Origin of the sequence: Streptomyces sp. NPDC057682, assembly GCF_042799575.1 — a bacterium.
GTDB lineage: Bacteria > Actinomycetota > Actinomycetes > Streptomycetales > Streptomycetaceae > Streptomyces.
Genome location: NZ_JBHVIN010000008.1, coordinates 166,870 through 192,035, shown reverse-complemented (window position 1 = coordinate 192,035; position 25,166 = coordinate 166,870). Strand labels below are relative to the sequence as shown.

Genomic DNA, 25,166 nt, shown 5'->3' with positions numbered 1-25,166 from the left:
ACGACCCGGGGCAACGGCCGTCCGACGGATGCGCGAATTTCACCCGGACGGGAGAGTTTCACGCCCCCCGGGAAGCGATACGACGCGGTGAATGCCCGGCTATTGCCAGAGAAAAGACGAGATCGGGTGGACCATATCCCTATCATCCGTTCTTCCCCTTCTCTGCCGTCCCCACCTTCTCTGCCGTCCCCTCCGCACCCTCCCTCCCCTCTGTTCTCTCCGTACCAGGAGGTTTCTGACCGATGTCGCCCTCTCGCGGCCCACTCGTGGCCGGAGCCGCCCTCACGGCGGCGGCCGCGGCGACCCTCGTCGTCGTCCTCTGGCCGGAGGGCTCCGGCACCGGGGGCCCGGCCGGGGCCGCGTCCTCGCCGCCGCGCCCGTCGTCCGCCGCCCCCTCGCCGTCCCCGACCCGGAGCTATCCGCTCTCCGAGGCGCCCCGGACCATCCCCGCGGTCCGCGAGCACACCGCCGCCCGGGGGCCCGGCTGGAGGCCGGAGCCCGGCGGCGGGGTCGTGATCGCCCGCGGGGACGGGGCGCTCGCGGACGAGGCGAAGCTGCTCGCCGGGGAGCTGAAGCTGAGCTACCGGGGCGAGGCCGCGGCCCGCGCGGGCGATGTCGAGCTGGCCCTCGCCCCGAAGGACTCCGGCGGGCCCGAGTCGTACACCCTGCGCACCCGCGACGGGCGGGTCACGATCAGCGGACCGGGCGAGGCGGGCGTCTTCTACGGCACCCGCACGCTCAAGCAGTCCGTGCGCGCCGACGGGCTGATGCCGGAGGGCGAGGTGCGCGACCGGCCGGACCGGCCGCAGCGCGGCCTCAACCTGGACATCGCGCGCAAGTACTACAGCGCGGCCTGGATCGAGACCCGGCTGCGGGAGATGGCCGACCTCAAGCTCAACCAGCTCGGGCTGCACTTCTCCGACGACCAGGCCTTCCGGATCCAGTCCACGACCCACCCGGAGATCGTGTCGCCGCAGCACCTGACCACGGCCGAGGTCCGGGACATCGTGGCGCTGGCCCGCCGGCTGCACATCGACGTCGTCCCGGAGATCGACTCGCCCGGCCACCTCGGGGCGGTCCTCCGGGCGCATCCGGACCTCCAGCTGCGCAATGTCTCGGGCGTCGCCTCGACCGGCTCGCTGGACATCTCCAAGCCGGGGGCGGCGAAGCTGATCGACGAACTGCTGGGCGAGTACACCAAGCTCTTCGGCGGGTCCTTCTGGCATCTGGGCGCCGACGAGTACCGCGCGCTGATGGCACGCGATCCGGCGGCCTCGTACCCCCAGCTCCAGCGCGCCGCCGTGGCGAAGTACGGGGCGGGCGCGGGCATCTCCGATCTGGCCACCGGCTGGCTGAACGACCGGGCGGCGGTGGTCCGGCCGCACGGGATGACACCGAAGGCGTGGAACGACGGCATGTTCCGCGACAGCAGGGTCCGGGCGGCCAAGGACATCGAGGTCGAGTACTGGACGGGCAAGGAGTACGGGGCCCGGCCGCCCGAGCAGTACCTGGCCGAGGGGCGCCAGGTGGTGAACCTCAACGACGAGTACCTCTATTACGTGCTCGGCCAGCCCAACGCGTTCGTCTATCCGACCGGCAAGCGCATCTACGAGCAGTGGACCCCGCTCGTCCTGCGCGGCACGGCCCCGGTCCCCTCGCGCTACTCCGACCAGATCCTCGGCGGCCGGTTCGCGGTCTGGGGCGACTTCCCGAACGCCCAGACCGCCGCGCAGGTGGCGGCGGGCATCCGGATGCCGCTGCGTGCGACGGCCCAGAAGCTCTGGGACCCGGGGAAGCCCGCGCGGGGCTGGGAGGCGTTCAAGGCGCTGGCGGCGGAGATCGACAAGGGCTGAGGGGCCGGCGGGGCGGCCGAGGGGCCGACGAGGGCGAACTCCATGGACAGCGCGGCGGGCTGGCGCTAGCTTCCGCTTGGCGTGCGGTCCGGGGAGGGACGCGCGCTCCACGCGTAGTCGTCCGATCCCTGGGGGGTTCCACTTCCATGCTCTGCTCGCTCTGCGGTACAAGACCCGGCACCACCTCCGACGGACGGTGCGCGTTGTGCGCCGCCACCCGGCGCTCACGGGCGGGCGGGCTCATGCCGACGCCCACGGGCCCGCAGACGTCGAACGTGCTGCGCTCGCCGGTCGGACTCGGCCGGGCCGTGTGCGTCCTGCTGGGCGCGGTGGCCGTGGCGGACGTGGCGTCCATCGGTGCCGGCTTCCACGCCCGTCAGGTGTTCGGCGAGGCGGCGGCCGACGACGTCCTCCGGTACGGGGACGCGGCGGCGGTGGACGGCGCGGACAGGCTCTACCAGGCCTCCGTGTCGCTGTACCTGCTGATGTTCCTGGCGACCGCGGTGGTCTTCCTCGTGTGGTTCCGCCGGGTGCGGATGAACGCGGAGGTCTTCGACGCCTACGCGCACGCCATGCGGCCCGGCTGGGCGATCGGCGCCTGGTTCGTGCCCCTCGGCAACTTCCTGCTGCCGCACCGCGTCGCGAGCGGCGTCTGGACCGCGAGTTCTCCCGGCGGCAGCAACAGGGCGCCCGCCCCGCGCGGACTGCTGCACGCGTGGTGGGCGGCGCTGCTGTGCGCGACCCTCGTCGCCCGGTACGCCGCGCTGCGCTACGAGAAGGCGGAGGACACCGGCGAACTGCTGCACGCGCTCGACCTGGGCATGGTCGCCGACGCTCTCGACATCGCCGCCGCGGTCCTCGCGATCCTGTTCGTGCGCCGGCTGACCGCCATGCAGGGCGAGCGGGCCGCGGCGGGCCCGGACCGGCAGGCCGTATCGCCTCGTCCGGCGGACCTCATGGCCTGGCGCCGGGCGCACTGACGGCCGACGCCGGGCCGAACGGCGTTATTCAGACGGAGCGGGTGACACTTTTCGGCCATTCGGCGCTGAAGCCGATAAGGGGAAGCGCTGCGTCCCCGTGCGTCCGGGCACGGGGGCGGCCGACGGGAGACGCCGATGAGCCTGCTCGAACTGATCGCAGCCGCCGACGCGCGGGGACTCGCCGCGAGTGCCGCGGGCTGCCTCGACCGCTGCCTGCCGCGCCCGGAGGGCGGGTCCGGAGCCGATCCGCTCCGCCCGCTCTGGTCCGGCTGCGCCGATCCGGGGCTCTGGCCGGACCGGCTGGCGGAGGCGCGCACGGCGGTGGACGCCCTCGCGGAGGCGGACGGCGACGACACCCTCGCGCGGATCCGCGAACTCCTGGACGGGGCCCCGGGGGAGCGGACCGGCGAGGAACTGCGCGCCTGGGCCGACGCCTGCTCGCTGCTGGCGCTCGACGTCCACCGCGGCTACGACGCGGTCGGGGCCGGTGCGGAGGATCCGGTCGCGCACTGCCGCACCGGCACGACCGAGGGGGCGGGCCCGCTGCTGGCCGGTGAGGCCGCCCGGCAGACCCGGATCCTGGAGATGCTCGCGGAGATCGGCGAGGGGGCCCCGGTCGGCGCCGGACTGCGCCAGGTGATGGACGTGTCGACCGAGGGCCAGCGGGTGCTGCGCGCTGCCGCCGCCCGGAAAGCCCGTGTCCGCTGAGGTGTGCGGTTGCGAAGAATCGTGCCCAGATGTCAGGGGAAATCCGGCACATCGCCATTAGCCAGGGCGAATTCCCGGGAGAGAACCGGGTGATAGCTTTGCCCGCGAAGGCTTGACATGGACTCGATTGAGGGGGACCCGGTGCTCCGGACGACATTGAGCAGGACGGCCGTGGGAGTGGTCGCGGGCACGCTGACGGTGCTGTTCGCCGCGGGCTGCTCCGTGAGCGTGGGCGCGAAGGAAGTGAAGAAGGACGAGGTCGCCTCCCAGGCGTCGGACGCCCTCGCCAAGCAGACCGGCAAGAAGCCCGACGACGTCAGCTGCCAGGACGACCTCAAGGCGAAGGTCGGCGCCACCGTCCGCTGCGAACTGACGAGCGGCGGCACGAAGTACGGCATGACGGTCACCGCGAAGTCCGTGGACGACGACAAGGTGCAGATGGCCTTCAAGGTCGACGACGCCCCGGCCGGCGGCCAGTCCTCCGAGCGTCCCGACCCGGCCTCCTCCGCCGGCGCCTCCGGAGCCGTCGCCAAGGCCGAGGTCGCCCGCCAGGGCAAGGCCGCCCTCGCCGCGCAGGCGGGCCGTCAGCCCGACGCCTTCTCCTGCCCCGAGGACCTTCCCGCCCGCGTCGGCGCGACGATCCGCTGCCAGCTCGCCGCCGACGGCAAGCAGTACGGGGTGACGGTCACCGCGGCCTCCGTCGACGGCGGCAAGGTCAACATGGACTTCAAGGTCGACGAGACGCCGGGCGGCTGAGGCCGGAGCGGGCGCGCGGCCCGGGGAGACGAGGGGGAGTGGAGGACGACCGGGGCCGCCACCCCCCACAGGAGAGGCCCCGGTCGTCTTCCGCGGGGCCGCAGGACGACCCCGTACTCATCTCTGCGCCGCGGCCGCGATTTCTGTCACACCGTGCGGTGACACTCCGGATGTTGCAGGTTGTACAAGTCATGGACGCGGCGCCCGCGCACGACGTAGCGTGCGGAGTCGCGCAGGGTGGCGCGGCAGTGGTGACCAGCTGCGATTCGGGACAGCAGGGCAGGTTGAGGGAGTGCTGGGGGACGACGCGGGGCTTACCGCCGCGGTGCTCGCGGCTCAGGACGGGGACGAGGACGCCTTCCGTACTGTGTACCGCGCTGTGCAGCCGCGGCTGCTGGGCTACATAAGGACGCTGGTGGGGGAGCCGGACGCCGAGGACGTGGCGTCCGAGTCGTGGCTGCAGATAGCCAGGGACCTCGATCGGTTCAGCGGGGACGCGGACCGGTTCAGGGGCTGGGCGGCCCGGATAGCCCGCAATCGCGCGCTGGACCATCTGCGGATGCGCGGCCGGCGGCCCGCCGTCGGCGGGGACGAGACCGAACTGTCCGAGAAGCCGGCCGGCTCCGACACGGCGGACGAGGCCATCGAGGCCCTGGCCACCGGACGCACCATGTCGCTCATTGCCCAGCTGCCGCAGGACCAGGCCGAGGCCGTCGTCCTGCGCGTGGTGGTCGGGCTCGACGCCAAGAGCGCGGCCCAGACCCTCGGCAAGCGGCCCGGCGCCGTCCGCACCGCCGCGCACCGCGGACTCAAGCGCCTCGCCGAGCTGCTCCGCGCCGATGCCGCCGCCGGAGGGGCCGGTGCCGCCGGTGACGAGGGCGCCGCGGACACCGGCGACGGCCGGGTGTCCCTGCCCGCGCCCGCGGCGCCCCCCGCGCCCCGTTCCCGGGGCGGCCGGCCCTCGGCGGGGGCGGGCCGGAGCCGTTCCGACGCGGCCCGTACGCTCCCGGAGCCGAACCGTCCGGCAGCGGAACAAGACCGTCCGTCCGGCAATGGTCCGGTTACGCCGGCCGGCCCCGGGGGCGAGCCCGGCGACGGCACGCCCCGGACGCCGTCCGCGCAGGACAGCGCGGGCGGCCGGACCCTGGGACTCGGCGCGGTGCCCGCGCAACGCCCCTCCCGCACCGGTCTGGTGGCCCCCGCGGGTGTGACGCATTCGCGTCTGTGGACGCAGAAGGACATGTGATGGCCGACGAGCAGCACGGATGGCTCGACAAGGAAGCGGCGGAGCGACTGTTCCGCCGCGAACCGGTCGTCCCCTCCGACGGCCCGGCCCGGCAGGACGCCGAACGCCTCGTGGCCGCCCTGGACGCCGCGGCCCGCACCGCCCGCCCCGCCACCGGCGAACTGCCCGGCGAAGCCGCCGCGCTGGCCGCCTTCCGTGCCGTCCCCCGCGCCTCCGCGCGGAGCGGTGGTGCCGGACGGGCGGAGCAGGCCCAGGGCGGAACCGGGGATTCCGGCATGCTCGCGCCGGTCCGCATACGCGCGGCCGGCCCCGGCACGGCAGCCGGGTCCGCAGCCTCCCGCGGCCCCCGCCCGATGCGCTGGAGCCGGCCGATCCGCTTCGGCCTGGTCGCCTCCCTCGCGTGCTGCGCGATAGGCGGTGTGGCCGTGGCCGCCGGATCCGGTGTGCTGCCCGGCCCGTTCGGCCGGCACGGCCCCGCACCGGCCACCTCGGTGTCGGCCGCGGCCTCTCCCGAGGAGCTGGGCTCCGGCACCACCGCCGGGGAGGACGGCACCGCCGCCACCCCGCCCCGGTCCCCGGGCCGGGACGCGAAGACCCCGGACGCGACCGGATCCGGACCCACCCCCGGCGGCACCCCCTCGCGGGAGGGGACCACCGGCGCCGGCCCGGACGGCACCGACGACCACGCCGGCGGCGCGTCCGACGACACCACCCCCGGCACCACCGGCCAGGGACAGGACGGTCAGGGCGGCCGGAGCGGCGAGGACGACGACACGTCCTCCGGCAACGTCGAGGACGGCACCGCCGCCTGGTACGCCAAGACCCTCCAGGCCTGCCGCGACTACCGCGACGGCACGCTCGACGAGACCCGCCGGAAGCGGCTGGTCGCCCTGGCGAACGGGGCCCGCAACCTGGACCGCTTCTGCGACCGCCTGCTCGACCAGCCGGGCGCCAAGGGCAGCGGTAGCCAGAGCGACAACGGCAACGGGAACAGCCAGGGCGAGCCCGGCGACGACGACTCCGACGGCGGCTCGGGCACCCTGCCGTCGATCGGTTTCTCCACCGCCTCCCCCGGGCCCACCACGGCCGGCACCCCGGACCCCGGCCTCGCGGACGCCCCGGAGCCGACCCCGTCCCTCGCCGCGCGCTGAACCGGCCCGCACGGCCGGGTGTGACGTTTTCCGGCCGCCGGGCGCAGTACTGAGTGAGCCGACTGGTCATCGGCAGCGCCCGGAGCCGGGGTTCCCCCCGTACCTGCGGCTCGGCGCACATGGCGCGGGCGGGACACGTTCCCCCGGTCCCGCCCGCGCCCCTCTCTCCCGCGCCGCTCTCCGCGCGCACCGGCGCGGTTCACCAGTAGATGACGACCTTGTCGCCGTTGCGGACCTGGTCGAAGAGCGCGGCGATCTTCCCCTCGTCCCGGACGTTGACGCAGCCGTGCGAGGCGCCGTTGTAGCCGCGGGCCGCGAAGTCCGACGAGTAGTGCACCGCCTGGCCGCCGCTGAAGAACATCGCGTACGGCATGGCCGTGTGGTAGATCGACGACACGTGGTGGCGGGACTTCCAGTACACCGAGAAGGTGCCCTCGCGGGTCGGGGTGTACTGCGAGCCGAACCGCACGTCCATCGTCGAGACGACCTTGCCGTCGATCATCCACGACAGCGATCTGCTGGTCTTGCTGATGCAGATCACCCGGCCCGTCATACAGCGCTTGTCCGGCTTCGCGGCCGGTCGCGTCGTCGGCGGGGTCAGCTCCGCCGCCGTCGGTGTGCGCGTCATACCGAGCAGCTTCTGCCAGGTGACGGTGTCCGTCCTCCCGGTCCGCGGCAGTCCGCGCTTGCCCTGGAAGGACTGGACGGCGGTGACCGTGACGGAACCGTAGTAGCCCGTGGGGGTGCGGTCGAAGTGGCCGATCTGCCGCAGCCGGGCCTGGAGTTCCCGCACCTGCTTGCCCTGCGATCCGCTCGCCATCAGCACCTTGGCCGCGGGAGTGGCGGCGGGGGAGGAGGCCGGCGGCTTCGTGGGTGTGGCCTTCGGCGACGGGCTCGCCGACGTGTCCGGCTCCGCGCTCGCCGACGGGGTGGGCGACGCGCCGGTGTCCGTTTCCGGCGGGCTGCTGCTCGCGGGCGCGGAGGGCGCCGCCGACGCGCTGCCAGCCGGCTCCGCCTTGCATCCCGCGGTCAGGGCGACCAGGGCCAGGACGGCCGCCGCGGCCGCACCCGCCCCCCGGCCGCCGAGGTGTGCGTGACCGCGCCCGGTTCTTCCGCTGGATATCATCCCGGCCCCCTTCGGCCCCTTTTTCTGCGGTATCCCCTGGGACGGATTCCCGTTCGCTCCGGTTGCCGGATCGCGCGTAACGAAGGGATAGCGGTGGTCGATCATGGAGCCCGGACGAGCCGCCGAACCCCGCTTCCGAAGGATCGCACGCCCGTGCGACACTCCGTCCCATGCTGGGTGTCACCGACCTTCCGACCTATCTCGCCGGCCTCGCGCTCATCGTCCTGCTGCCGGGCCCGAACTCCCTGTACGTGCTCTCCGTCGCCGCCCGGCGCGGGGTGCGCACCGGGTACGCCGCCGCGGCCGGGGTGTGGACCGGGGACACCGTGCTGATGACCCTGTCCGCGCTCGGGGCCTCGTCGCTGCTGCAGACCACGCCGGTGCTCTTCGCCGTGGTGAAGTACGCGGGCGCGGGCTATCTGACCTGGATGGCGATCGGGATGCTGCGGGCGGCGGCCGGCATGTGGCGCGAACGGCACCGCAGGGTGGCCGAGATCACCGGCGAGGCGGCGGGGGCCGAGGCCCCCGCCGCCCTGGAGCGGCCGTACCGGCGGGCGCTGGTGGTCAGCCTGTTCAACCCGAAGGCGATCCTCTTCCTGATCTCCTTCTTCGTGCAGTTCGTCGATCCCGGGTACGCCTACCCGGCGCTGTCCTTCCTGGTGCTGGGCACCCTGCTCCAGATCGCCAGCTTCCTGTACCTGTCGGTGCTGATCTTCGGCGGCACCCGGCTCTCCGCCGCCTTCCGCCGCCGCAAGCGGCTCTCGGCGGGAGCCACTTCGGCGGCGGGCGTGCTGTTCCTCGGGTTCGCGGCGAAGCTGTCGCTCAGCAGCGTCTGACCGGGGCGGCTCCCCGGGGCCGCGCTACTCGTGCCAGGCCGTGCCGTTCACGTTGTGGATCATGCGCTGGAGCACCTTGAGGGCGGCGACGAACTCCTCGTCGGGGATGCCCTCGTGGATCTCCGCGCGGGCGGTCGTGACGCTCTCCATGGCACGGGTGCGCAGGGCGTGGCCCTCCGGCGTCAGCCGCAGCCGGGCCCCGGGGTCCTGGGTGACAAGGCCGCGCTCGACCAGGGTGTCGATCTCCGGTTCCAGGCTGTCCCCGGTGTCGAGGTAGCCGCTGAGCAGGGTGACCACGTCGGCGCGCGGCCTGCCCTCCTCGTCGGAGTCGACGAGCTGGTTGAGCACCCACCAGGGGGGCTGGGTCAGTCCGTGGTCGGCGAGCGCGGCACGGATACGGGTCACGGTGGCCTTGTGCGCGGCCCAGCTCCAGTAACCGATGGGCTGGCGGGCGAGTCCGGCGTCGTCATGTGAGTAGTCCATGCCGAGGACCGTAGGAACTCAACCGCGGTTGAGGTCAAGGCCGATCGGGGCGAGGTACTCGGCGAGCCCGGTGGCGTCCTCGCCCGCCCAGCCGACGTACCCGTCCGGACGGACCAGGAACAGCCCCTTCCCGTACGCCTCGTAGGCGCCCGTGCGGTGCACCCGCAGCATCGGTCCGCCGCCCGTCGGCAGCTCCGCGTCCGTGCCCACCGCGAGCAGGGTGAAGTGCGGACCCCGGAAGACGTCGAAGAGCCTGCGGCCGTCCCCGGCCGGGCCGTCGGGCGCGCGGTCTCCCGCTTCCAGCACGCCCGCGCGGCCCGTGGACAGCGGGCCGCCCCGGTAGCCGAGGCCCAGCTGCTGCGTCGCCGCGCCCCGCTCCTGCTCGCCCCGGTGGATCCGGGTGGACAGGCCGAGGACCCCGGCGGCGACCGGACGGCGCTCCTCCTCGTAGCTGTCGACGAGGGACGCGGACGCCCCGTGGAGCAGCACCTGCCCGAGCTTCCAGCCCAGGTTGTACGCGTCCTGCACGCTGGTGTTCAGCCCCTGCCCGCCGGCCGGGGAGTGGACGTGCGCGGCGTCCCCGGCCAGCAGCACCCGCCCCGCGCGGAAGCGGTCGGCGAGCGCGGCGCGCGGGCGGAAGTCGGACGCCCAGCGCACCTCGGTGACGTCCTCGGCGCGCAGATGGGTGCGCGCGGCGACCAGGGCGCGGACCCCGTCGGCGGAGAGGTCCGGCGCGCCCTCCTTGAACTGGGCGACCAGCTGGAAGTCGGCCGTGCCGGGCAGCGGGCAGAGCGTGATGAAGCCCGCGTCGGTGTTCATCATGTGCCAGTTGAGCCGGTCCAGCGCGTCCTCGGCGACGCGCACGTCCGCGACCAGCATCGGGGCCGGATCGACCGTCTCGCCGGTCATCGCGATGCCGAGCGCGCGCCGCACGGTGGAGCGTCCGCCGTCCGCCGCGACCAGGTACGCGGCCCGGACCGGCCCCGTGGACAGCCGCGCGGTGACCCCGTCGGCGTCCTGGTCGAGACCGGTCAGCGCGGTGGAGAACTCCACGTCGCCGCCCAGTTCGCGCAGGCGCGCCAGCAGGATCTCCTGGGTGCGCCACTGCGGCATCATCCACGGCTCCCCGTACGGCTCCGCCTCCGTCGGCGGCGCCACCCGGAACATCCGGTGCTCGCCCGTCCGCGCACCGTCCTGCCACGCCATCCCGACCGGCGCAGGACCGCCGTGCGTCCGCACCGCGTCCCCCACGCCGAGGTCGTCCAGGACCTCGCGGGTGCGCGGCTGGACGCCCTTGCCGCGCGAGCCGGGGAAGAGCCCCGCCCCCTGCTCGACGAGGCGGGCGGGCACGCCCCGGCGGGCCAGGTCGCAGGCCAGGGCGAGACCGCAGGGGCCCGCGCCGACGATGAGGACGGCGGTGTCCGCGACGGTTTCCTTAACGTTGTTAAGTTCCATGTCCGCGAGTGTGTCCTTAACGCTGTTAAGTTGTCAAGGACGGGAGCCGTGCGGGGGCTGTTAACTTGGCGAGGTGGGTACGACGAAGATCGACCGCGCACGGGTGGCCGACACCGCGCTGCGCCTGCTGAACGAGGTGGGCCTCGACGGGCTCTCCCTGCGCGCCATCGCCAAGGAACTGGACGTCAAGGCGCCCGCCCTCTACTGGCACTTCAAGGACAAGCAGGCCCTGCTCGACGAGATGGCCACGGTCATGTACCGGCGGATGGCCGACGAGGGCCTGCCCGGTCCCACCCCCGAGACCTGGCAGGACCAGCTCGTCGCGTACAACAGCGGACTGCGCCGCGGGCTGCTGCGCTACCGCGACGGGGCCAAGGTCTACGGCGGCGCACGGTTCACCGGCACCGAGCACGCCGAAGGTCTGGAAGGCCATCTGCGGACCATGGTCGACGCCGGCTTCGAACTCTGGCAGGCGGTGCGCGCCGGCACCACCGCGTACTCCTACACCATGGGCTTCGTCAGCGAGGAGCAGGGCGTCCGTCCGCTGCCGGAGCAGCAGCGCGACGGCTTCGACATCGGCGAACGCGCGGAACGCCTGGCCCGCTACCCGCTGGCCGCCGCGGCCGGCGAGGAGATCTTCGCCCACTACGACGAGCGCTTCGAGGACGGATTGCGGCTGATCATCGCGGGGATCGAGGCGCGGTACGGGGGGCGGGGGCGAGGGTGAGGAGGGGGTGCGCCGAGGCCGCCTCAGGCCCCGTGGCGGCGGGCCGGTGCGCTCACGCGGCCCGGAGGAAGGCCGACGTCGCGACCCGGCCCAGCATCGTCAGCCGGGACGCTCCGTCCGCCAGATGCTTGTCCAGGGCCTCCTGGACACCCGGCCAGGACGCGTCGCCGTAGTCGTCGAGGACGACGATGCCGCCCGGAGCGACGATCTCCTCGACCCACTCCAGATCCGCGGCCACGCCCTCCATCGAGTGGTCGCCGTCCACGACGATCACCCCGTACGCCCGGTCGCCGACCTCGGCCCTCACCTCCGGGTCGGAGGAGAACCCCTGGCGGATGCGCGGATGGTGCGTGGAACCTCCCCCGGTCAGTGCCAGATTGGCCCGCACCACGTCCTCGCGCACCGGAGTCCCCGTCGGGTCGGTGGACAGCGTGGTGCCGGGCTGGAGCTGCGCCCCGGCCAGCGGATCGACGATCGTCAACTCCGGCTCGATGCCCGCCCGGTGCACCATCCGGGTCAGCGCCGAGGCGAACAGCCCGTACAGCGTGCCGATCTCCAGGATGCTCCCGTTCGGCGGGGCCAGCAGCGGCACCGTGGCCAGCTTCCCGCACACATTGGACGTCGACCCCGCCAGTCGGCCGACACCCAGCGCCTCCAGCGCCACCACCGTGCGGTACGCCGTCACGACACTGCGCCGCGCCTTCGCGGTGTCCCCGCACAGCCCGGCGATCTCGTCGACCAGTGTGTCGATCTCCCGGGCCGGCGGAATCCGGTGCGCGCCCCGGCCGGTCCCGTCGAGGAGCAGCCCCAGCGCGTAACCGTGGCGCCGGTCCTCCTCCAGCTCCCCGCGCAGCGCGGCGAGTTCGGAGCGGAGCGGTTCGGCCGACCGCTCCACCCGGAGGCGGATGCGGCGGTCGACCAGATCAAGGGCGGGGCGCAGGGCGCGCTTCGTCAGGCGGTTGCGCAGAAGGGAGGGCATGGATGGGAACGTACGCGGGGCCGCGCACCGGTCCCACCACGCGCAGATGAAGTCTCGGTGTCCGCACGGCTACACGGGCAACCTTTCCGGCGTCTCGTGCATCGGGGCGGCCGCGGCCGGTCCGGTGCGCCCCCTCCTCCGCCGTACCACCGGCACGCACACCGTCGTCACCAGCGCCACCAGCGCGGCGGCCCCGGCGTACAGCCCGGCCCGCAGGCCCGGCGGCCGGAACGCGCAGTCGACCGTCGTCCGCCCGCCGTCCAGCGGCGCGGCCACCAGGCCCCGATACGAACCGGCCGGGCGTCCGTCGCAGCGCCAGCCCGCGATGCGCGGCGCGGCCAGCACCGCGACACCCGTGCTGCCCGGCGGCAGTTCGGCCCGGACCCCGCTGCCGGTGACGGACACCCGCATCGCACCGGTCCGCTTCAGGGCCGTGACCGCCGACGCCAGCCGGCCGCGGTCCAGGCAGCCGACCGCTTCGTGCGGCACGGTCCCGTCCCGGGCCACGCGCAGGGCCACGGAGAGCGGCCCGCCGCTGGTCCCGATGCGCCGCATGACGGCGCGCCGCCCCGGCAACTCCCCGCGGAAGTCAGTGAGTTCACCGTCCGTACCGAGTCGGGCCCGGCCGAACAGGTCGGGCGCCCACAGATATACCTCGCTGCCGACGGGGCAGCGGGCCGTCAACGTGTACGTACCGGGCCGCACGCGGTAGTCGTACGCTCCGGAGTCCTCGGCCCCCGCCCCGTCCCCGGCGGTCAGCGTGGTCGCGGGCACGGTGTACACGTCGGTGCCGAGCAGCCTCTCCTGGTTGCGGAACGGTGAACGGCCCGGCCGCCCGGCGTCGGCGGACGGCCGCACCGTCACCAGCGGCGGCGCGTCCTGCCGGACCACCGTGACCGGGCGGTCGTCCGGCAGATTCCAGCCCTGGTGCGGGTCCCGGGGCATGCGGACCCGGGCGCCGACCGAGAACACCGCGTCCGTCACCGGGTTGTCCAGGCTCTGGAGCGAGCGCCCGTTGGACGTCCAGCCGGCGCCTAGCGCGAGGAGGGTACGGGTCAGCACGTCGGGGGTGTGGCTGCTGTAGTACGCCCCGCCCTCACCGCCCACCAGCATCGGGTCGTTGGCCGTGGACTGCTCAAGACCGGGGTCGGTCCGGTAGCGCGGCCAGCCGTCCGCCCCTGCCACCGCCGCCGCCTGGCGGTCCTGGCGTACGCCCCAGGGCGCGTAGTCGTCGAGCCGGTTCAGCCGCTGGCGGTCGGCGTACGCGGTGGTGGCGGCGGCCTGCCCGGCCTGCGCGCCGATCAGCAGCAGCGCCGCGAGCACCGCGTACCGGCCCCGGCGGGCCAGCACCAGCGCCCCCAGCGCGGCCAGCGTCCCCGCCGCGAACAGCGGATACGTCCACGCGGTCACCAGCTCGCTGGCCGCGCCGCCCGCCGCGACCGCCCCCAGCACCACCGTCCCGCCCAGCAGCGCGCGCAGGTCCGGCCAGCCGGACGCCACCGCCGTCCACGCGGCGATCACCACCAGCCCGGACAGCACGAACGTCTGCCGGTACGGGCTGCCGTTCGGCGTCGCGAAGGCGTGCCACAGCAGATGCGTGGGCTCCCACTGGAGCGACAGCGCGACCACGGCCACCAGCCCCGGCCAGACGAACCGCTCGGCACGCGGGGCACCCCGGTGGAAGGCCAGCGCACAGGCCAACAGCAGCGCCCCTGTCCCCAGGAACAGCGCCGGACTGAAGAAGCTGTACGTGGCCGGCAGCAGCCGCGCCGCCACATCGGACCAGTCCGCCGGGGCGAAGGCCCGGGTCCAGCCCGGATACGCGTGCTTGGTCCCCAGGTACACCGGCACCAGCACCGGCGCGGCCAGCCCGATGCCCACCAGCACCGTCCGCACCGCTCGCCCCACCCCCCGCACCCGCTCCCGCGCGGTCCCCTCCTCCACTCCCAGCCGCACCGCCAGCACCAGCGCCGCGCCGAGCGTCGCCATGTACGCCGTATAGAAGTTCGACACCCACGCCAGCGTCACCAGCAGCGTGCCCAGGACCGGCCGCCGCCCCCGGCGCGCCCACTCGCCCGCCAGGCACAGCAGCGGGAACGCGATCAGCCCGTCCAGCCACATCGGGTTGTACACGGCCTCCACCACGGACCAGCCGCACAGCGCGTACGCGCCCCCCAGCACGCCCGCCGCCCACTCCCGCCCGCGCCCCTGCCGCAGCGACGTGAGCAGCCACGCCATCGCCGCCGCCGCCACGCCCGTCTTCACCAGCGTCACCACGTACACGGCCAGATCGATCCGGTCCTTCGGGAAGAACCCCACGAGCAGCGCGAACGGGCTCCCGAGATAGGTCCCGAAGTCCGGCAGGAAGCTGGTCCCGAACCCGGATTGCCAGTTCAGCAGCCCCGGTTCGGCGTTCCCGTGCAGCAGGTCCAGCAGCCGCGCGTGGAACGGGACGAACTGGTTCCCCAGATCGTTCACGCTGCGCGTATGCGGTCCGAACGGATAACTGCGGGCCACCGCGTCCCCGGCACAGACCGTGACGACGGCGAGCAGCGCGGCCAGAGCGGCGCCCCGGGCGCGCGGGGACCGCGTAAGTGACAGAGTCCTCATGATGGGTCGAATATGTCATCGAACATCGTGAAATCCGCTGCTGGAGAAGGCGGTTCACCGGATGGACGGCGACGCTTCATGTGGCGGTCCGTGTCCGGTCACGTGTCGCGCGGGAATCCCCGGCGGCCAGGCATCCGGCCGGTGGCGCCCTTGGCGGAGGGCCTTCTCGCCTTTCCGGGAGGAACAGCGCATGGCGTACGGTCGCGGCCCCCGGCGCGATGTCCGTGGCCTCGGCCCCGCCCCCTCACCCCGCCGCCGCCCGCTTCAGCGTCCGCGCTCTGCGGGCCAGGCGGCGGACCGTCGCGTTGCGTGGGATGAAGGCGAGCTGGGCGGGGACCGCCCCCGGCAGGCCCAGTGCGGTCAGCCGGCGTCGCTTGAAGTACCGCCAGAGGTGGTCGCGGTGCCCGCTGAGGTAGCGCTCGGCGTCGGGGCGGAGGGCGGCCTGGATCTGGGGCTGCATGGCGTAGCCGACGGCGGCGAGGAGGCCGGTCGGTTCGCCCGCGATCTGCTCGGGGGAGGGGAGGGACCAGGCGGTGACGGCGGCCGGGTCCTCCAGGTCGGGGAGGAGGGCGTCGACGATGGTCAGGGGGACGCGGTTGCTGTTCTGGTACGGGCTGAGGCGTTCCAGGAGGGGGGCGGTGCCGACGCGGGCGACGGGCAGGCCGTAGAAGGAGGCGGCCGTCAGCAGGGCGGTGGAGAAGCAGCCGACGACCAGGGCGGGGCGCGCCGTCTCGAACAGGGTCTCGGCGAGGACCGGGGTGTCCAGGACGGTCAGTTCGGCGCCGAGCCGTTCCGCCTCCGCCTCCAGGGACCGGGCCCACTGGGCCGGGGCGCTGGGGTGCGGCTTGAACACGATCCGGGTGTGGCCGAGGGCGACCGCCCCGCGCAGCATCCGGGCGTGCAGGTCCTCCTCCTCCTGGGCGGTGAGGATGCCCAGGGTGGAGAGGTACTGGCCGAGGAGCAGGGCGGGTGCGGGGCCGGGTCCGGGGATGCCGAAGTCGGGGGCCACGGCCGCCAGTTCGCCCAGCACCTTCAGGAACACGTCCGTCGGCACGACCTCCGCCTCCACGCCGAACTCCGTGAGGAGCAGCGGGCGCAGGCCCGGAACCAGGTCGAGGTGGAGCAGACGGCGGATGCGGGTGCCGAGCAGCTGGTCGAGCTTGCTGCGGGTCGGTCCGTAGCTCATCAGCCCGTCGGCGTAGATGTGGACCGGGCTGTCGCCGAAGACGGTCGCGAGGGCCTGGGCGGGGTTGGCCTGGATGGACTCGCAGGCCAGCTCCACCGGTTCGTCGCCCAGCTCCCACTCCTGGCGGACGGCCCGCTCCCAGAGGGAAGCGTCCTGCTCCCGGGGGGACCAGCCGGCCGGATGGAAGGGGCGGATGAAGTCGTTCCAGGACCGCACCGTGTCGAACTCGCCCGCCAGGACCTCGAATCCGGGGCGCTCGTGCAGCGGCGTGCCCAGCTCCGGGGAGGGGGAGGTGTCGCTGACGACGAGGATGCGCCGGTGCGCGGAGCGCGGGCCGAACCGGCCCGCGCGCAGCGCGGCGACGAGCGTGGCGGCCGCGTACTGCGTGCACGCGGAGAAGATCTGGGTGGTGGACCGGCCGGCCGGTGCCGTGTGCGTACCGGACATCAGGCCGCGACCTCCCGGGAGACGGAACGGCGGCGGACCCGGCGCAACTGGGCCGCGCGGCGGTCCCCGAGCGCGTCCAGGGTGTCGGCGAGAACATCCTGCGGCATGCGCCGCAGAGAGGCCGCGCTCATGGAACGCAATTTCCGTGCCACTGCCGGTTCGAACCTTTCGATGGATTCCAGATGGTGCGCCATGACCGCGCAATACGTGCGCACCGCTTTCGGCATCAGCGCCTCCGCCTCGGGATCCCGCGCGGTTTCCTCAAGCACCTGGTCGAAGGCCCGGATGAAGTCGAGCTGGCGCACATCGCCGATCTGTGTGAGCGAGGACGCGACGCCGCGCCGGTAGAAAACGCCCGGCAGTCCGACCGCTGCGAAGGAATTCGCCTCTCGGTGCAGCCGCCAGATCCACGGCCGGTCCTCCGCCGTCCGCAGTCCGTCCCGGAACCGGAGCAGCCCGGAGTCCGCGAGCCTGCGGTGGTACGCCCCGGCCCACGCGTACGCGTAGTCCACCGGCGTCGACCGGTCCGACGGCAGGATCACGTCGCGCGGGCGCAGCACCGTGTCGCGCAGCCCGTGCGGAACGCGGTGGACGGTGCGCACCCGGTCCGTGAACTGCACATGGTCCGTACGGACGAAATCGCAGCCCAGGGCGGTGATCGCGGCCAGCAGCCGCTCGTAGTGTCCGGGCACGACCCAGTCGTCGCCGTCGAGGAAGGTGAGGTACTCGCCGCGCGCCGCGTCGATCCCGGTATTGCGCGCGGTGGCCAGGCCCCCGTTCTTCTCGTGCGTGACGAGGACGGCACCCGGGATCTCGCGTTCGGCACGCCGGAGGATGTCCAGCGTCCCGTCCGTCGAGCAGTCGTCGACGAGGACGAACTCGAAATCGTCACGGGCATTGGCCCGCAGACTTCTCAGGGTGTCGGGGGCATAGGCCCGTACGTTGTAGAACGGCACGATGACGGAGAGCTTGACCACGCGCCACACGCTAGGCCGGGGTCCGTCATTTGCCCTGGCCCTGACAGGGACAACAGGTGAACGAAGAATGTCGACCTGATGAACCGGACCGGCCCGTTCATGGGAAAAGGGGACGCGCCGGGGCGGTTGGCCAAGCGTCGGTGGTCTGTTAACCCGTTGTTGCTGTCGCGTTGGGCTGCGAATCCGAATGACTTCCTAAGTTCTGGGACGTGCCCTCCCGTACCGAAAAGACGACCGCCCTCCGGGTAGCCGTACTCGCCGACTCCGACACCCGCTGGAAGTGGGGCGCGCTCACCGCGCGCCGGCTGACCACGGGCGACGGCGGCGCCCCCGCGCCCCGCACGGAGATCAGCGGACTGCTGCTGCGCGGCCGGGCGACCCCCACGCCGCGCCAGCTCGCCGAGGTCGGGGACGTCGGCATCGACGCCGGCCGGGTCCGCGAGGTCACCGCCGTCGAGTTCCTGCACACGGTCCGCGACGAGGGCTACGACCTGGTGGTCCTCGCCCTGGTCGGCGGCGCTGTCCAGGCGGTGCTGCACGGACTGGCCGCGCTGGACCTGCCCGCCCGGCCCGTCGTCGTCACCGGCTACGTCGGGGTCGTCTACGAGAAGCTCGCCGACGGACTGCTGCTGCGCCACGGCGCCGACGTCGTCCTCGCCAACTCCCGCCACGACGCCGACCGCTTCCGCGCGGTGTACGAGGGAGTGGGCGCCGACGCCTCCGCCGTCACCGAGGCCGCGCTGCCCTTCCTCGGCGGCGCCCCCCACCGGCCCGAACCGGGCCGCGACACCGTGGTGTTCGCCGCCCAGCCGTCCGTCCCCGCCACCCGCGAGGACCGCGCCTACCTGCTGCGCCGGCTCGTCGAGCACGCCCGGCTGCACCCCGGCCGCGAGGTCCTGCTCAAACTCCGCTCCAAGCCCGGCGAGCACACCACGCACATCGAGGAACTGCCCTACCAGAAGCTGGCCGAACGGATCCCCGGCGGCCTCCCGCCCAACCTCCGCCTGGTCTACGGGCACATGGGCGAGGTCCTGGACCGCACCGACCTCCTGGTCACCGTCTCCTCCACCGCCGCCCTGGAAGCCCTGCACCGGGGCATCCCCACCGCCGTCCTCACCGACCTCGGGGTGCGCGAGGTGCTCGGCAACCACCACTTCACCGGCTCCGGGCTGCTCGCCTCGTGGGACCAGCTCGACGGCGGCGCCCACCCGGAGCCCGACGCGGAGTGGCTGGCCGGCCAGGGCGTCGCGGCCGACGGCTCCTACGCCACCGCCTACGACACCGCCCGCGCCCGGGTCACCGCCCTCCTGGAACGGGACCGGCTGCCCGCGCTCGCGCCCTACTACACGCCCGCCACCGCCCCCGGCTACCTCCCGGGCATCCTCGCCCGCCACCACCTGGGCCCCGACGGCCGGCCGCTGCCGGGCGCCGCCGCGCGGGGGGACACCGGCCGGGTCAGGGGAGCGGTCCGCGACGCCGTCCGCGAGGCCGCCCGGGGCGCGTACCGCCACGGCGTCCAGCGCGTCGCCCCGGTCATCCGGCGGATGGGCGAGCTGTGAACACCACCACCACGTCACCTTCTGGAGCAGCGATGCCGCAGCCCACCGTGCTCGCCGTGATCCCCGCCCGCGGCGGATCCAAGGGCGTCCCGGCCAAGAACCTCGCCCAGGTCGGCGGTGTGCCGCTGGTCGTCCGCGCCGTCCGCGCCTGCCTCGCCTCCAGCGAGGTCACGGACGTCGTCGTCACCACCGACGCGCCCGCCGTCGCCGAGACCGTACGGGCCGCCGCCGACGCCCTCGGCGAGAGCGGACGCGTCCACCTCGTCCGGCGCCCCGAGGCCATCGCCGGCGACACCGCGACCAGCGAGGCCGCGGTCCTGCACGCCCTGGACACCTACGAGGCCGAGCACGGCACGACCGCGGACGTGGTCCTCCTCGTCCAGTGCACCAGCCCCTTCGTCAGCCGCGACGACATCGACGGCGTCGCCTCCGCCGTCGCCCGCGAGGGCGCCGACACGGCCGTCACCGTCGCCCCGTTCCACGGCTTCCTCTGGCGCGACGGCACCGCGGTCGAGGACCACAACTACGGCGTCAACCACGACAAGGCCGTCCGCCCCCGCCGCCAGGACCGCCCCGAGGACCTGCTGGAGACCGGCGCCGCCTACGCCATGGACGCGGCAGGCTTCCGCACCCACCGCCACCGCTTCTTCGGCCACACCGCGCTGGTGCGCACCGACCCCGCCCGGGTCCTGGAGATCGACGACCCGCACGACCTGGCCCGCGCCCGCGCGCTCGCCCCGCTCCTGGACCCGGCCCCGCTGCCCACCCGCGCGGACATCGACGCCGTCGTCCTCGACTTCGACGGCACCCAGACCGACGACCGCGTGTTCATCGACGCCGACGGCCACGAGACCGTCGCCGTGCACCGGGGCGACGGACTGGGCATCGCCGCCCTGCGCCGGGCCGGCGTACCGCTGCTGATCCTCTCCACGGAACAGAACCCGGTCGTCGCCGCCCGCGCCCGCAAGCTCCGCATCCCCGTCCTGCACGGCATCGACCGCAAGGACCTCGCGCTCAAGCAGTGGTGCGAGGAGCAGTCCCTCGCCCCCGAACGCGTCATGTACGTCGGCAACGACGTCAACGACCTCCCCTGCTTCGCACTCGCCGGCTGGCCCGTGGCCGTGGCGAGCGCGCACGACTCGGTACGCGCCGCGGCGCGTGCCGTGACGACCACCCCCGGCGGCTTCGGCGCCGTCCGCGAGATCGCGGCCTGGCTCCTGGGCCCCACCCTCACCGACACCCCCCTCCCCGAGTAAGGACACGCACCATGAGCACCTCCCGCCTGCGCACCTTCGGCACCCGCACCGCCGGCCCCGGCCACCCCGTGTACATCACCGGCGAGATCGGCATCAACCACAACGGCGACCTCGACAACGCCCTCGCGCTGATCGACGTGGCCGCCGAGGCCGGCTGCGACGCCGTCAAGTTCCAGAAGCGCACCCCGGAGATCTGCACCCCGCGCGACCAGTGGGACATCGAGCGCGACACCCCCTGGGGCCGCATGACGTACATCGACTACCGCCACCGCGTCGAATTCGGCGAGGACGAGTACCGCGCCATCTCCGAGCACTGCGCCAAGCGCGGCATCGACTGGTTCGCCTCCCCGTGGGACACCGAGGCCGTCGCCTTCCTGGAGAAGTTCGACGTCCCCGCCCACAAGGTGGCCTCCGCCTCCCTCACCGACGACGAGCTGCTGCGCGCCCTGCGCGCCACCGGCCGCACGGTGATCCTCTCCACCGGCATGTCGACCCCGCGCCAGATCCGCCACGCCGTCGAGGTCCTCGGCTCGGACAACATCCTGCTCTGCCACGCCACGTCGACGTACCCGGCCAAGGCCGAGGAGCTGAACCTCCGGGTCATCAACACCCTCCAGCAGGAGTACCCCAACGTCCCGATCGGCTACAGCGGCCACGAGACGGGCCTGCAGACCACCCTCGCCGCCGTCGCGCTCGGCGCCGCCTTCGTCGAGCGCCACATCACCCTCGACCGCGCCATGTGGGGCTCCGACCAGGCCGCCTCCGTCGAGCCCCAGGGCCTGACCCGCCTGGTCCGCGACATCCGCACCATCGAGGCCTCGCTCGGCGACGGCGTCAAGAAGGTGTACGAGTCCGAGCTCGGCCCGATGAAGAAGCTCCGCCGGGTCCCGGGTGTCGTCGCCGAGGCGGCCCGGGCCGCCGAGCCGGTCGCGGTCTGACGGGCCGACCGGTGAACCTCGCCTTCGTCGAGAGCCCGGTCCAGCTCCTGAACGTCCTGGAGTGGGCCGTCACAGAGGGAGGCGGCGCCCGCGTCCTCGCGGACGTCACCGTCGTCGTCCTCCCTCCGGTCGACCCGATGTCGCGCGGTCAGCTGCGCCGGATGGCGGAGCTGGCCCGCGACGAGGGCATGACCGTGCGCTGGCAGGAGGCGCGCGGCGACTCGGGAACCCCCCTGAAGTCGCTGCGCGCCCTGTCCCGCCTGGTCCGGAACGCCGACCACATCGTCATCGGCGACCCCTTCTCGCGGTACGTGCAACTGCTGCTCACCCTGGTCCGGCCGCGCCGCCTGACCGTGGTGGACGACGGCACCGCCACCCTGGAGTTCGTCGCCCAGCTGACCCGCGGCGAACGCCTCACCCGCTGGCACCGGCGCGGCGGCACCGGCCCGCGCGATCTGGCCCTGGCCCCGGTCACCGCCACCGCGCGCCGCCGCTTCACCCCGTCCGCGGCCCGCGAGGTCGAACTCTTCACCGCGATGCCGGTGGTCCCGCCGCCCGGCATCACCCTGATCCCCAACACCTTCTCCTGGACCCGCTCCCGCTTCGGCCCGCCCTCGCTCACCAAGGGCGCCGACCTGGTCGGCACCTCCCTGGTCGAGACGGGCGTCGTCGACCGCGCCCCGTACCTGGACGCCGTCGGCGCCCTGGCCCGCACCCACGGAGCCACCCGCTACTTCGCCCACCGCCGCGAGTCCACCGAGAAGCTCCACGCCCTGGAGGCCGCCACCGGACTGGAGATCGTCCGCCCCGACCTCCCCCTCGAACTCATCGCCCGCCGCGGCCCCATCGGCCGTACGGTCCTGAGCTTCCCCTCCACCGTCGTCCACACCCTCCCCCTCGCCCTGGCCGGCACCGAGGTCAAGGTCGCCGTCTGCGACATCGCCCCCGAGTGGCTCCGGGAGACCGCCTCTCCCCGCGCCCAGGGCTTCCTCGCCGGCGTCACCGAGACCGCCCGCGGCGCCCACCGCCTCGGCGGAGCCATGGCGGTGACGGGCGAGGCGTGAGGAGGGGCGGGGCACCTCCGCTCCGCCCCCGGGGGCGAAAAGTCGAGGAGTTTACCCACCTCCACCCCCCACCACACGCTCCCACGCCACCTTTTGTTCCTCTATGCGGCTGAACTTTTGTTGATCTGTGGTCAGTTGACGGGGCAGTGGGCCTACCCTTCAACGGGTGAACCAGTTGAAGTCCCGCGCGTCCGAAACCGACCTGCCCGTGGACGGAGTGCTGCCCGGCACCCTGTCCGACCCGCTCCGTGCCGAGCTGATCGCCTTCCGCCGTGATCTGCACATGCATCCGGAGCTGGGCAACCAGGAGTTCCGCACCACCGCGGCCCTCAAGGCCCGGCTGGAGCTGGCCGGGCTGGCGCCGCGGGTGCTGGCCACGGGGACGGGGCTGATCTGCGACGTCGGGACGCGGGGCCCGGACACGGGGCCGATGCTGGCGCTGCGGGCGGACATCGACGCGCTGCCGATCCCGGACACCAAGGCGGGCGTTCCGTACCGCTCGACCGTGCCCGACCGGGCGCACGCCTGCGGGCACGACGTGCACACCACGGCGGTGCTGGGCGCGGGCCTGGTGCTGGCCGCGCTGGACCGGGAGGGGCTGCTGCCGCACCCGGTGCGGCTGATCTTCCAGCCGGCCGAGGAGGTGCTGCCGGGCGGGGCGCCGGAGGCGATCGAGGCGGGGGTCCTGGAAGGCGTCGGGCGGATCATCGGGGTGCACTGCGACCCCAAGGTCGACGTGGGGCGGATCGGGCTGCGGGCCGGGGCCATCACCTCCGCCTGCGACCGGCTGGAGGTCTCGCTGGACGGGCCCGGCGGCCACACCGCCCGTCCGCATCTGACCACGGACCTGGTCACCGCCGCCGCCAAGGTGGCCACCGAGGTCCCCGCGCTGCTGACCCGCCGCGTCGACGCCCGCGCCGGGCTCGCGGTGGCCTGGGGGCGGCTGGAGACCGGGCACGTCTGCAACGCCATCCCGCAGCACGCCGAGCTGTCCGGGACGGTGCGCTGCCTCGACCTGGCCACCTGGCGCCAGGCCCCCGACCTGGTGCACGCGGCCATCGACGAGGTGGCCGGAATGTACCGGGCCAAGACGGTGATCGACTACATCCGGGGCGTCCCGCCGGTGGTCAACGATCCGGAGTCCATCGATCTGCTGGCCACGGCGATGACCGCCCGCCGCGGATCGTATGCGATCGAGGACACCGAGCAGAGCCTCGGCGGGGAGGACTTCTCCTGGTATCTGGAGCAGGTGCCCGGCGCGATGGCGCGGCTCGGCGTCCGCACCCCGGGCGACACGCGCGGGCTCGACCTGCACCGGGGCAATTTCGACGCCGACGAGGAGGCGATCACCGTGGGGGTGGAACTCTTCACCGCCTCCGCGTTGCTGTACGGCAACCATACGTAACCGGACAGGCCACCCCCGGTTCGCGACGATCCGATAACGGCTTCCGTACAGGTCCTTATCTGACATCTACGCGCGTTACGATCGCGGCGAAACCAGCGCCGGAAGAGGCGCTTCGGTCAGGTTTGAAGGAGCCTTCCCTTGCGCCGGGTATCCAAGATCACCGCTGCTTGTGCCGTCACCGCGGCGCTGGCGCTCACCGCCTCCGCGTGCGGCAGCTCGTCCGACGAGAGCAGCAGCTCCGACGACGGCCAGATGAAGATCGGCATGGCCTACGACGTCGGCGGCCGTGGCGACAACTCGTTCAACGACTCCGCCGCCCGTGGCCTCGACAAGGCCAAGAAGGAGTTCGACGCCCAGACGAAGGAGCTCACCGCCAAGAACGGTGAGACCCCCGCCGACCGTGAGCAGCGTCTGCAGTCGCTGGCCGAGGGCGGCTACAACCCGGTCATCGCCGTCGGCTTCGCGTACAAGGACGCGGTCGACAAGATCGCCCCGAACTACCCGAAGGTCAGCTTCGGCCTGGTCGACTCCGTCGCCGCCGCGAAGAACGTCGACTCGATCGTCTTCACCGAGGAGCAGGGCTCGTACCTCGCCGGTGTCGCGGCCGCCCTCAAGTCCAAGGACGGCAAGGTCGGCTTCATCGGCGGTGTGGACCTTCCGCTGATCAAGAAGTTCGCCGCCGGCTTCCAGCAGGGCGTCAAGGACACCAAGCCCTCGGCCACGGTGCAGATCCAGTACCTGTCCACCGGTTCGGACCTGTCCGGCTTCGGCAGCCCCGACAAGGGCAAGGCCGCCGCCAAGGGCATGCTCGACAAGGGCGTCGACGTCATCTTCGCCGCCGCGGGCGGTTCGGGTGCCGGTTCGATCGAGGCCGTCGCCGGCCAGAAGGGCGCCTGGTCGATCGGCGTCGACTCCGACCAGGCCCTGGACCCGGCCCTGGCGAAGTACAAGGACACGATCCTGACCTCGGTCGTCAAGAACGTCGACACCGGCGTCTTCGACCTGGTCAAGTCCGTCAAGGACGGCAAGCCGCTCACCGGCACCCAGACGTACTCCCTGGCCAAGGGCGGCGTCAGCCTGACCACCACGGGTGACCACCTGAGCGACATCCAGACCCAGCTGGACGAGGCGAAGAAGAAGATCGTCGACGGCACCATCACGGTCAAGACCACGACCTGATCCGTCCCGTCGATCGGGGCCCGGACGAGTGGCTTCGGCCGCCCTTCCGGGCCCCGATCGCGTACCCCCGTGCAGGGGGTGCCCCGGCCCCGGTCCGCCATCTGTGATCAGCTGGCCAACGATTCGGTGGCGCTACGCGCGTAGCTGCGGCTCGGGCGCGGTACCTTTTTCCGCCCCCCGCTCACGCCTCCCCGTCTCCGTCCCACCGCCTCCGCCCTCCGCTCCTGCCAAGGAGAGTGCGCCAT

At 73.4% G+C, this 25,166-nt stretch carries 21 protein-coding genes; 14 read left to right on the top strand and 7 right to left on the bottom strand.

Annotated features, from left to right (window positions below; translation table 11 throughout):
* Positions 1 to 242: 242 nt before the first annotated feature.
* The 6 genes from ACFVDM_RS17025 to ACFVDM_RS17000 all read left to right on the top strand — a co-directional run bounded on the left by ACFVDM_RS17025 (position 243) and on the right by ACFVDM_RS17000 (position 6,694).
* Positions 243 to 1,853 (top strand): glycoside hydrolase family 20 protein, encoded by a 1,611-nt coding sequence (locus ACFVDM_RS17025; protein ID WP_383639676.1) that lies wholly within the window; start codon positions 243 to 245, stop codon positions 1,851 to 1,853.
* Positions 1,854 to 2,095: 242 nt separating this feature from the next.
* Positions 2,096 to 2,833, top strand: coding sequence for a DUF4328 domain-containing protein (locus ACFVDM_RS17020; protein WP_383639673.1), 738 nt, complete (start codon positions 2,096 to 2,098; stop codon positions 2,831 to 2,833).
* Positions 2,834 to 2,968: 135 nt separating this feature from the next.
* Positions 2,969 to 3,541: a hypothetical protein gene (locus ACFVDM_RS17015; protein WP_383639670.1), complete on the top strand. Its 573-nt coding sequence runs from the start codon at positions 2,969 to 2,971 to the stop codon at positions 3,539 to 3,541.
* Positions 3,542 to 3,658: 117 nt separating this feature from the next.
* Positions 3,659 to 4,297 carry a DUF4333 domain-containing protein gene (locus tag ACFVDM_RS17010; protein WP_383639667.1) on the top strand — a complete coding sequence of 213 codons (639 nt, stop codon included), beginning with the start codon at positions 3,659 to 3,661 and terminating at the stop codon, positions 4,295 to 4,297.
* Between the two features lie 292 nt (positions 4,298 to 4,589).
* On the top strand, positions 4,590 to 5,543 hold the full coding sequence (locus ACFVDM_RS17005; RefSeq protein WP_383639663.1) for an RNA polymerase sigma factor: 954 nt from the start codon (positions 4,590 to 4,592) through the stop codon (positions 5,541 to 5,543).
* On the top strand, positions 5,543 to 6,694 hold the full coding sequence (locus ACFVDM_RS17000; protein ID WP_383639660.1) for a hypothetical protein: 1,152 nt from the start codon (positions 5,543 to 5,545) through the stop codon (positions 6,692 to 6,694). Before ACFVDM_RS17005 ends, ACFVDM_RS17000 begins: the two co-directional genes overlap by 1 nt.
* A gap of 199 nt (positions 6,695 to 6,893) precedes the next feature.
* Here the strand turns inward: ACFVDM_RS17000 and ACFVDM_RS16995 are convergent, their stop codons facing one another.
* A complete protein-coding gene (locus ACFVDM_RS16995; RefSeq protein WP_383639657.1) occupies positions 6,894 to 7,820 on the bottom strand; it encodes a L,D-transpeptidase family protein in 927 nt (308 codons plus the stop codon).
* A 170-nt stretch (positions 7,821 to 7,990) separates the two neighbouring features.
* Between ACFVDM_RS16995 and leuE the strand changes: the two genes are divergently transcribed.
* Positions 7,991 to 8,656 (top strand): leucine efflux protein LeuE, encoded by a 666-nt coding sequence (gene leuE, locus ACFVDM_RS16990; RefSeq protein WP_383639654.1) that lies wholly within the window; start codon positions 7,991 to 7,993, stop codon positions 8,654 to 8,656.
* 24 nt (positions 8,657 to 8,680) lie between these two features.
* Here leuE and ACFVDM_RS16985 read toward each other — a convergent pair whose 3' ends face one another.
* Both ACFVDM_RS16985 and ACFVDM_RS16980 read right to left on the bottom strand, forming a co-directional pair.
* Positions 8,681 to 9,139: a MarR family winged helix-turn-helix transcriptional regulator gene (locus tag ACFVDM_RS16985; protein ID WP_383639649.1), complete on the bottom strand. Its 459-nt coding sequence runs from the start codon at positions 9,137 to 9,139 to the stop codon at positions 8,681 to 8,683.
* An 18-nt stretch (positions 9,140 to 9,157) separates the two neighbouring features.
* Complete coding sequence (locus tag ACFVDM_RS16980) at positions 9,158 to 10,594, bottom strand: FAD-dependent monooxygenase (protein ID WP_383639646.1); 1,437 nt, start codon at positions 10,592 to 10,594, stop codon at positions 9,158 to 9,160.
* Between the two features lie 73 nt (positions 10,595 to 10,667).
* On the opposite strand from ACFVDM_RS16980, the gene ACFVDM_RS16975 reads away from it, so the two are divergent.
* Positions 10,668 to 11,321: a TetR/AcrR family transcriptional regulator C-terminal domain-containing protein gene (locus tag ACFVDM_RS16975; RefSeq protein ID WP_383639643.1), complete on the top strand. Its 654-nt coding sequence runs from the start codon at positions 10,668 to 10,670 to the stop codon at positions 11,319 to 11,321.
* 52 nt (positions 11,322 to 11,373) lie between these two features.
* On the opposite strand, the gene ACFVDM_RS16970 is transcribed toward ACFVDM_RS16975, so the two are convergent.
* The 4 genes from ACFVDM_RS16970 to ACFVDM_RS16955 all read right to left on the bottom strand — a co-directional run bounded on the left by ACFVDM_RS16970 (position 11,374) and on the right by ACFVDM_RS16955 (position 17,520).
* On the bottom strand, positions 11,374 to 12,300 hold the full coding sequence (locus tag ACFVDM_RS16970) for a class I SAM-dependent methyltransferase (RefSeq protein WP_383639639.1): 927 nt from the start codon (positions 12,298 to 12,300) through the stop codon (positions 11,374 to 11,376).
* A 69-nt stretch (positions 12,301 to 12,369) separates the two neighbouring features.
* Entirely contained in the window at positions 12,370 to 14,910 is a 2,541-nt protein-coding gene (locus ACFVDM_RS16965) for a YfhO family protein (RefSeq protein ID WP_383639635.1), read from the bottom strand.
* A 244-nt stretch (positions 14,911 to 15,154) separates the two neighbouring features.
* Positions 15,155 to 16,543: a polysialyltransferase family glycosyltransferase gene (locus tag ACFVDM_RS16960; protein WP_383639632.1), complete on the bottom strand. Its 1,389-nt coding sequence runs from the start codon at positions 16,541 to 16,543 to the stop codon at positions 15,155 to 15,157.
* Positions 16,543 to 17,520, bottom strand: a complete 978-nt coding sequence (locus tag ACFVDM_RS16955; protein WP_383639629.1) for a glycosyltransferase family 2 protein — start codon at positions 17,518 to 17,520, stop codon at positions 16,543 to 16,545. The genes ACFVDM_RS16960 and ACFVDM_RS16955 overlap by 1 nt, the downstream gene beginning before the upstream one ends.
* Before the next feature lie 209 nt (positions 17,521 to 17,729).
* Here ACFVDM_RS16955 and ACFVDM_RS16950 point away from each other — a divergent pair, with 209 nt between their 5' ends.
* The 6 genes from ACFVDM_RS16950 to ACFVDM_RS16925 all read left to right on the top strand — a co-directional run bounded on the left by ACFVDM_RS16950 (position 17,730) and on the right by ACFVDM_RS16925 (position 24,921).
* Positions 17,730 to 19,079: a DUF6716 putative glycosyltransferase gene (locus ACFVDM_RS16950; RefSeq protein ID WP_383639626.1), complete on the top strand. Its 1,350-nt coding sequence runs from the start codon at positions 17,730 to 17,732 to the stop codon at positions 19,077 to 19,079.
* A gap of 32 nt (positions 19,080 to 19,111) precedes the next feature.
* On the top strand, positions 19,112 to 20,335 hold the full coding sequence (locus ACFVDM_RS16945) for a cytidylyltransferase domain-containing protein (RefSeq protein ID WP_383639623.1): 1,224 nt from the start codon (positions 19,112 to 19,114) through the stop codon (positions 20,333 to 20,335).
* Between the two features lie 11 nt (positions 20,336 to 20,346).
* A complete protein-coding gene (locus tag ACFVDM_RS16940; protein WP_383639620.1) occupies positions 20,347 to 21,273 on the top strand; it encodes an N-acetylneuraminate synthase family protein in 927 nt (308 codons plus the stop codon).
* An 11-nt stretch (positions 21,274 to 21,284) separates the two neighbouring features.
* Positions 21,285 to 22,337, top strand: a complete 1,053-nt coding sequence (locus ACFVDM_RS16935) for a hypothetical protein (protein WP_383639617.1) — start codon at positions 21,285 to 21,287, stop codon at positions 22,335 to 22,337.
* Between the two features lie 175 nt (positions 22,338 to 22,512).
* Positions 22,513 to 23,742: an amidohydrolase gene (locus ACFVDM_RS16930; protein ID WP_383640132.1), complete on the top strand. Its 1,230-nt coding sequence runs from the start codon at positions 22,513 to 22,515 to the stop codon at positions 23,740 to 23,742.
* Between the two features lie 138 nt (positions 23,743 to 23,880).
* Positions 23,881 to 24,921 carry a BMP family protein gene (locus ACFVDM_RS16925; RefSeq protein WP_383639614.1) on the top strand — a complete coding sequence of 347 codons (1,041 nt, stop codon included), beginning with the start codon at positions 23,881 to 23,883 and terminating at the stop codon, positions 24,919 to 24,921.
* The last annotated feature ends 245 nt before the right edge of the window (positions 24,922 to 25,166 follow it).

Bases quoted from the DNA above. Each gene is read 5' to 3' on its own strand.
- ACFVDM_RS17025 (WP_383639676.1), top strand. From the start codon at position 243: ATGTCGCCCTCTCGCGGCCCACTCGTGGCCGGAGCCGCCCTCACGGCG.
- leuE (WP_383639654.1), top strand. From the start codon at position 7,991: ATGCTGGGTGTCACCGACCTTCCGACCTATCTCGCCGGCCTCGCGCTC.
- ACFVDM_RS17020 (WP_383639673.1), top strand. From the start codon at position 2,096: ATGCCGACGCCCACGGGCCCGCAGACGTCGAACGTGCTGCGCTCGCCG.
- ACFVDM_RS16970 (WP_383639639.1), bottom strand. From the start codon at position 12,300: ATGCCCTCCCTTCTGCGCAACCGCCTGACGAAGCGCGCCCTGCGCCCC.
- ACFVDM_RS16965 (WP_383639635.1), bottom strand. From the start codon at position 14,910: ATGAGGACTCTGTCACTTACGCGGTCCCCGCGCGCCCGGGGCGCCGCT.
- ACFVDM_RS16945 (WP_383639623.1), top strand. From the start codon at position 19,112: ATGCCGCAGCCCACCGTGCTCGCCGTGATCCCCGCCCGCGGCGGATCC.
- ACFVDM_RS17000 (WP_383639660.1), top strand. From the start codon at position 5,543: ATGGCCGACGAGCAGCACGGATGGCTCGACAAGGAAGCGGCGGAGCGA.
- ACFVDM_RS16960 (WP_383639632.1), bottom strand. From the start codon at position 16,543: ATGTCCGGTACGCACACGGCACCGGCCGGCCGGTCCACCACCCAGATC.
- ACFVDM_RS16985 (WP_383639649.1), bottom strand. From the start codon at position 9,139: ATGGACTACTCACATGACGACGCCGGACTCGCCCGCCAGCCCATCGGT.
- ACFVDM_RS16980 (WP_383639646.1), bottom strand. From the start codon at position 10,594: ATGGAACTTAACAACGTTAAGGAAACCGTCGCGGACACCGCCGTCCTC.
- ACFVDM_RS16940 (WP_383639620.1), top strand. From the start codon at position 20,347: ATGAGCACCTCCCGCCTGCGCACCTTCGGCACCCGCACCGCCGGCCCC.
- ACFVDM_RS16995 (WP_383639657.1), bottom strand. From the start codon at position 7,820: ATGATATCCAGCGGAAGAACCGGGCGCGGTCACGCACACCTCGGCGGC.
- ACFVDM_RS17015 (WP_383639670.1), top strand. From the start codon at position 2,969: ATGAGCCTGCTCGAACTGATCGCAGCCGCCGACGCGCGGGGACTCGCC.
- ACFVDM_RS17010 (WP_383639667.1), top strand. From the start codon at position 3,659: ATGGACTCGATTGAGGGGGACCCGGTGCTCCGGACGACATTGAGCAGG.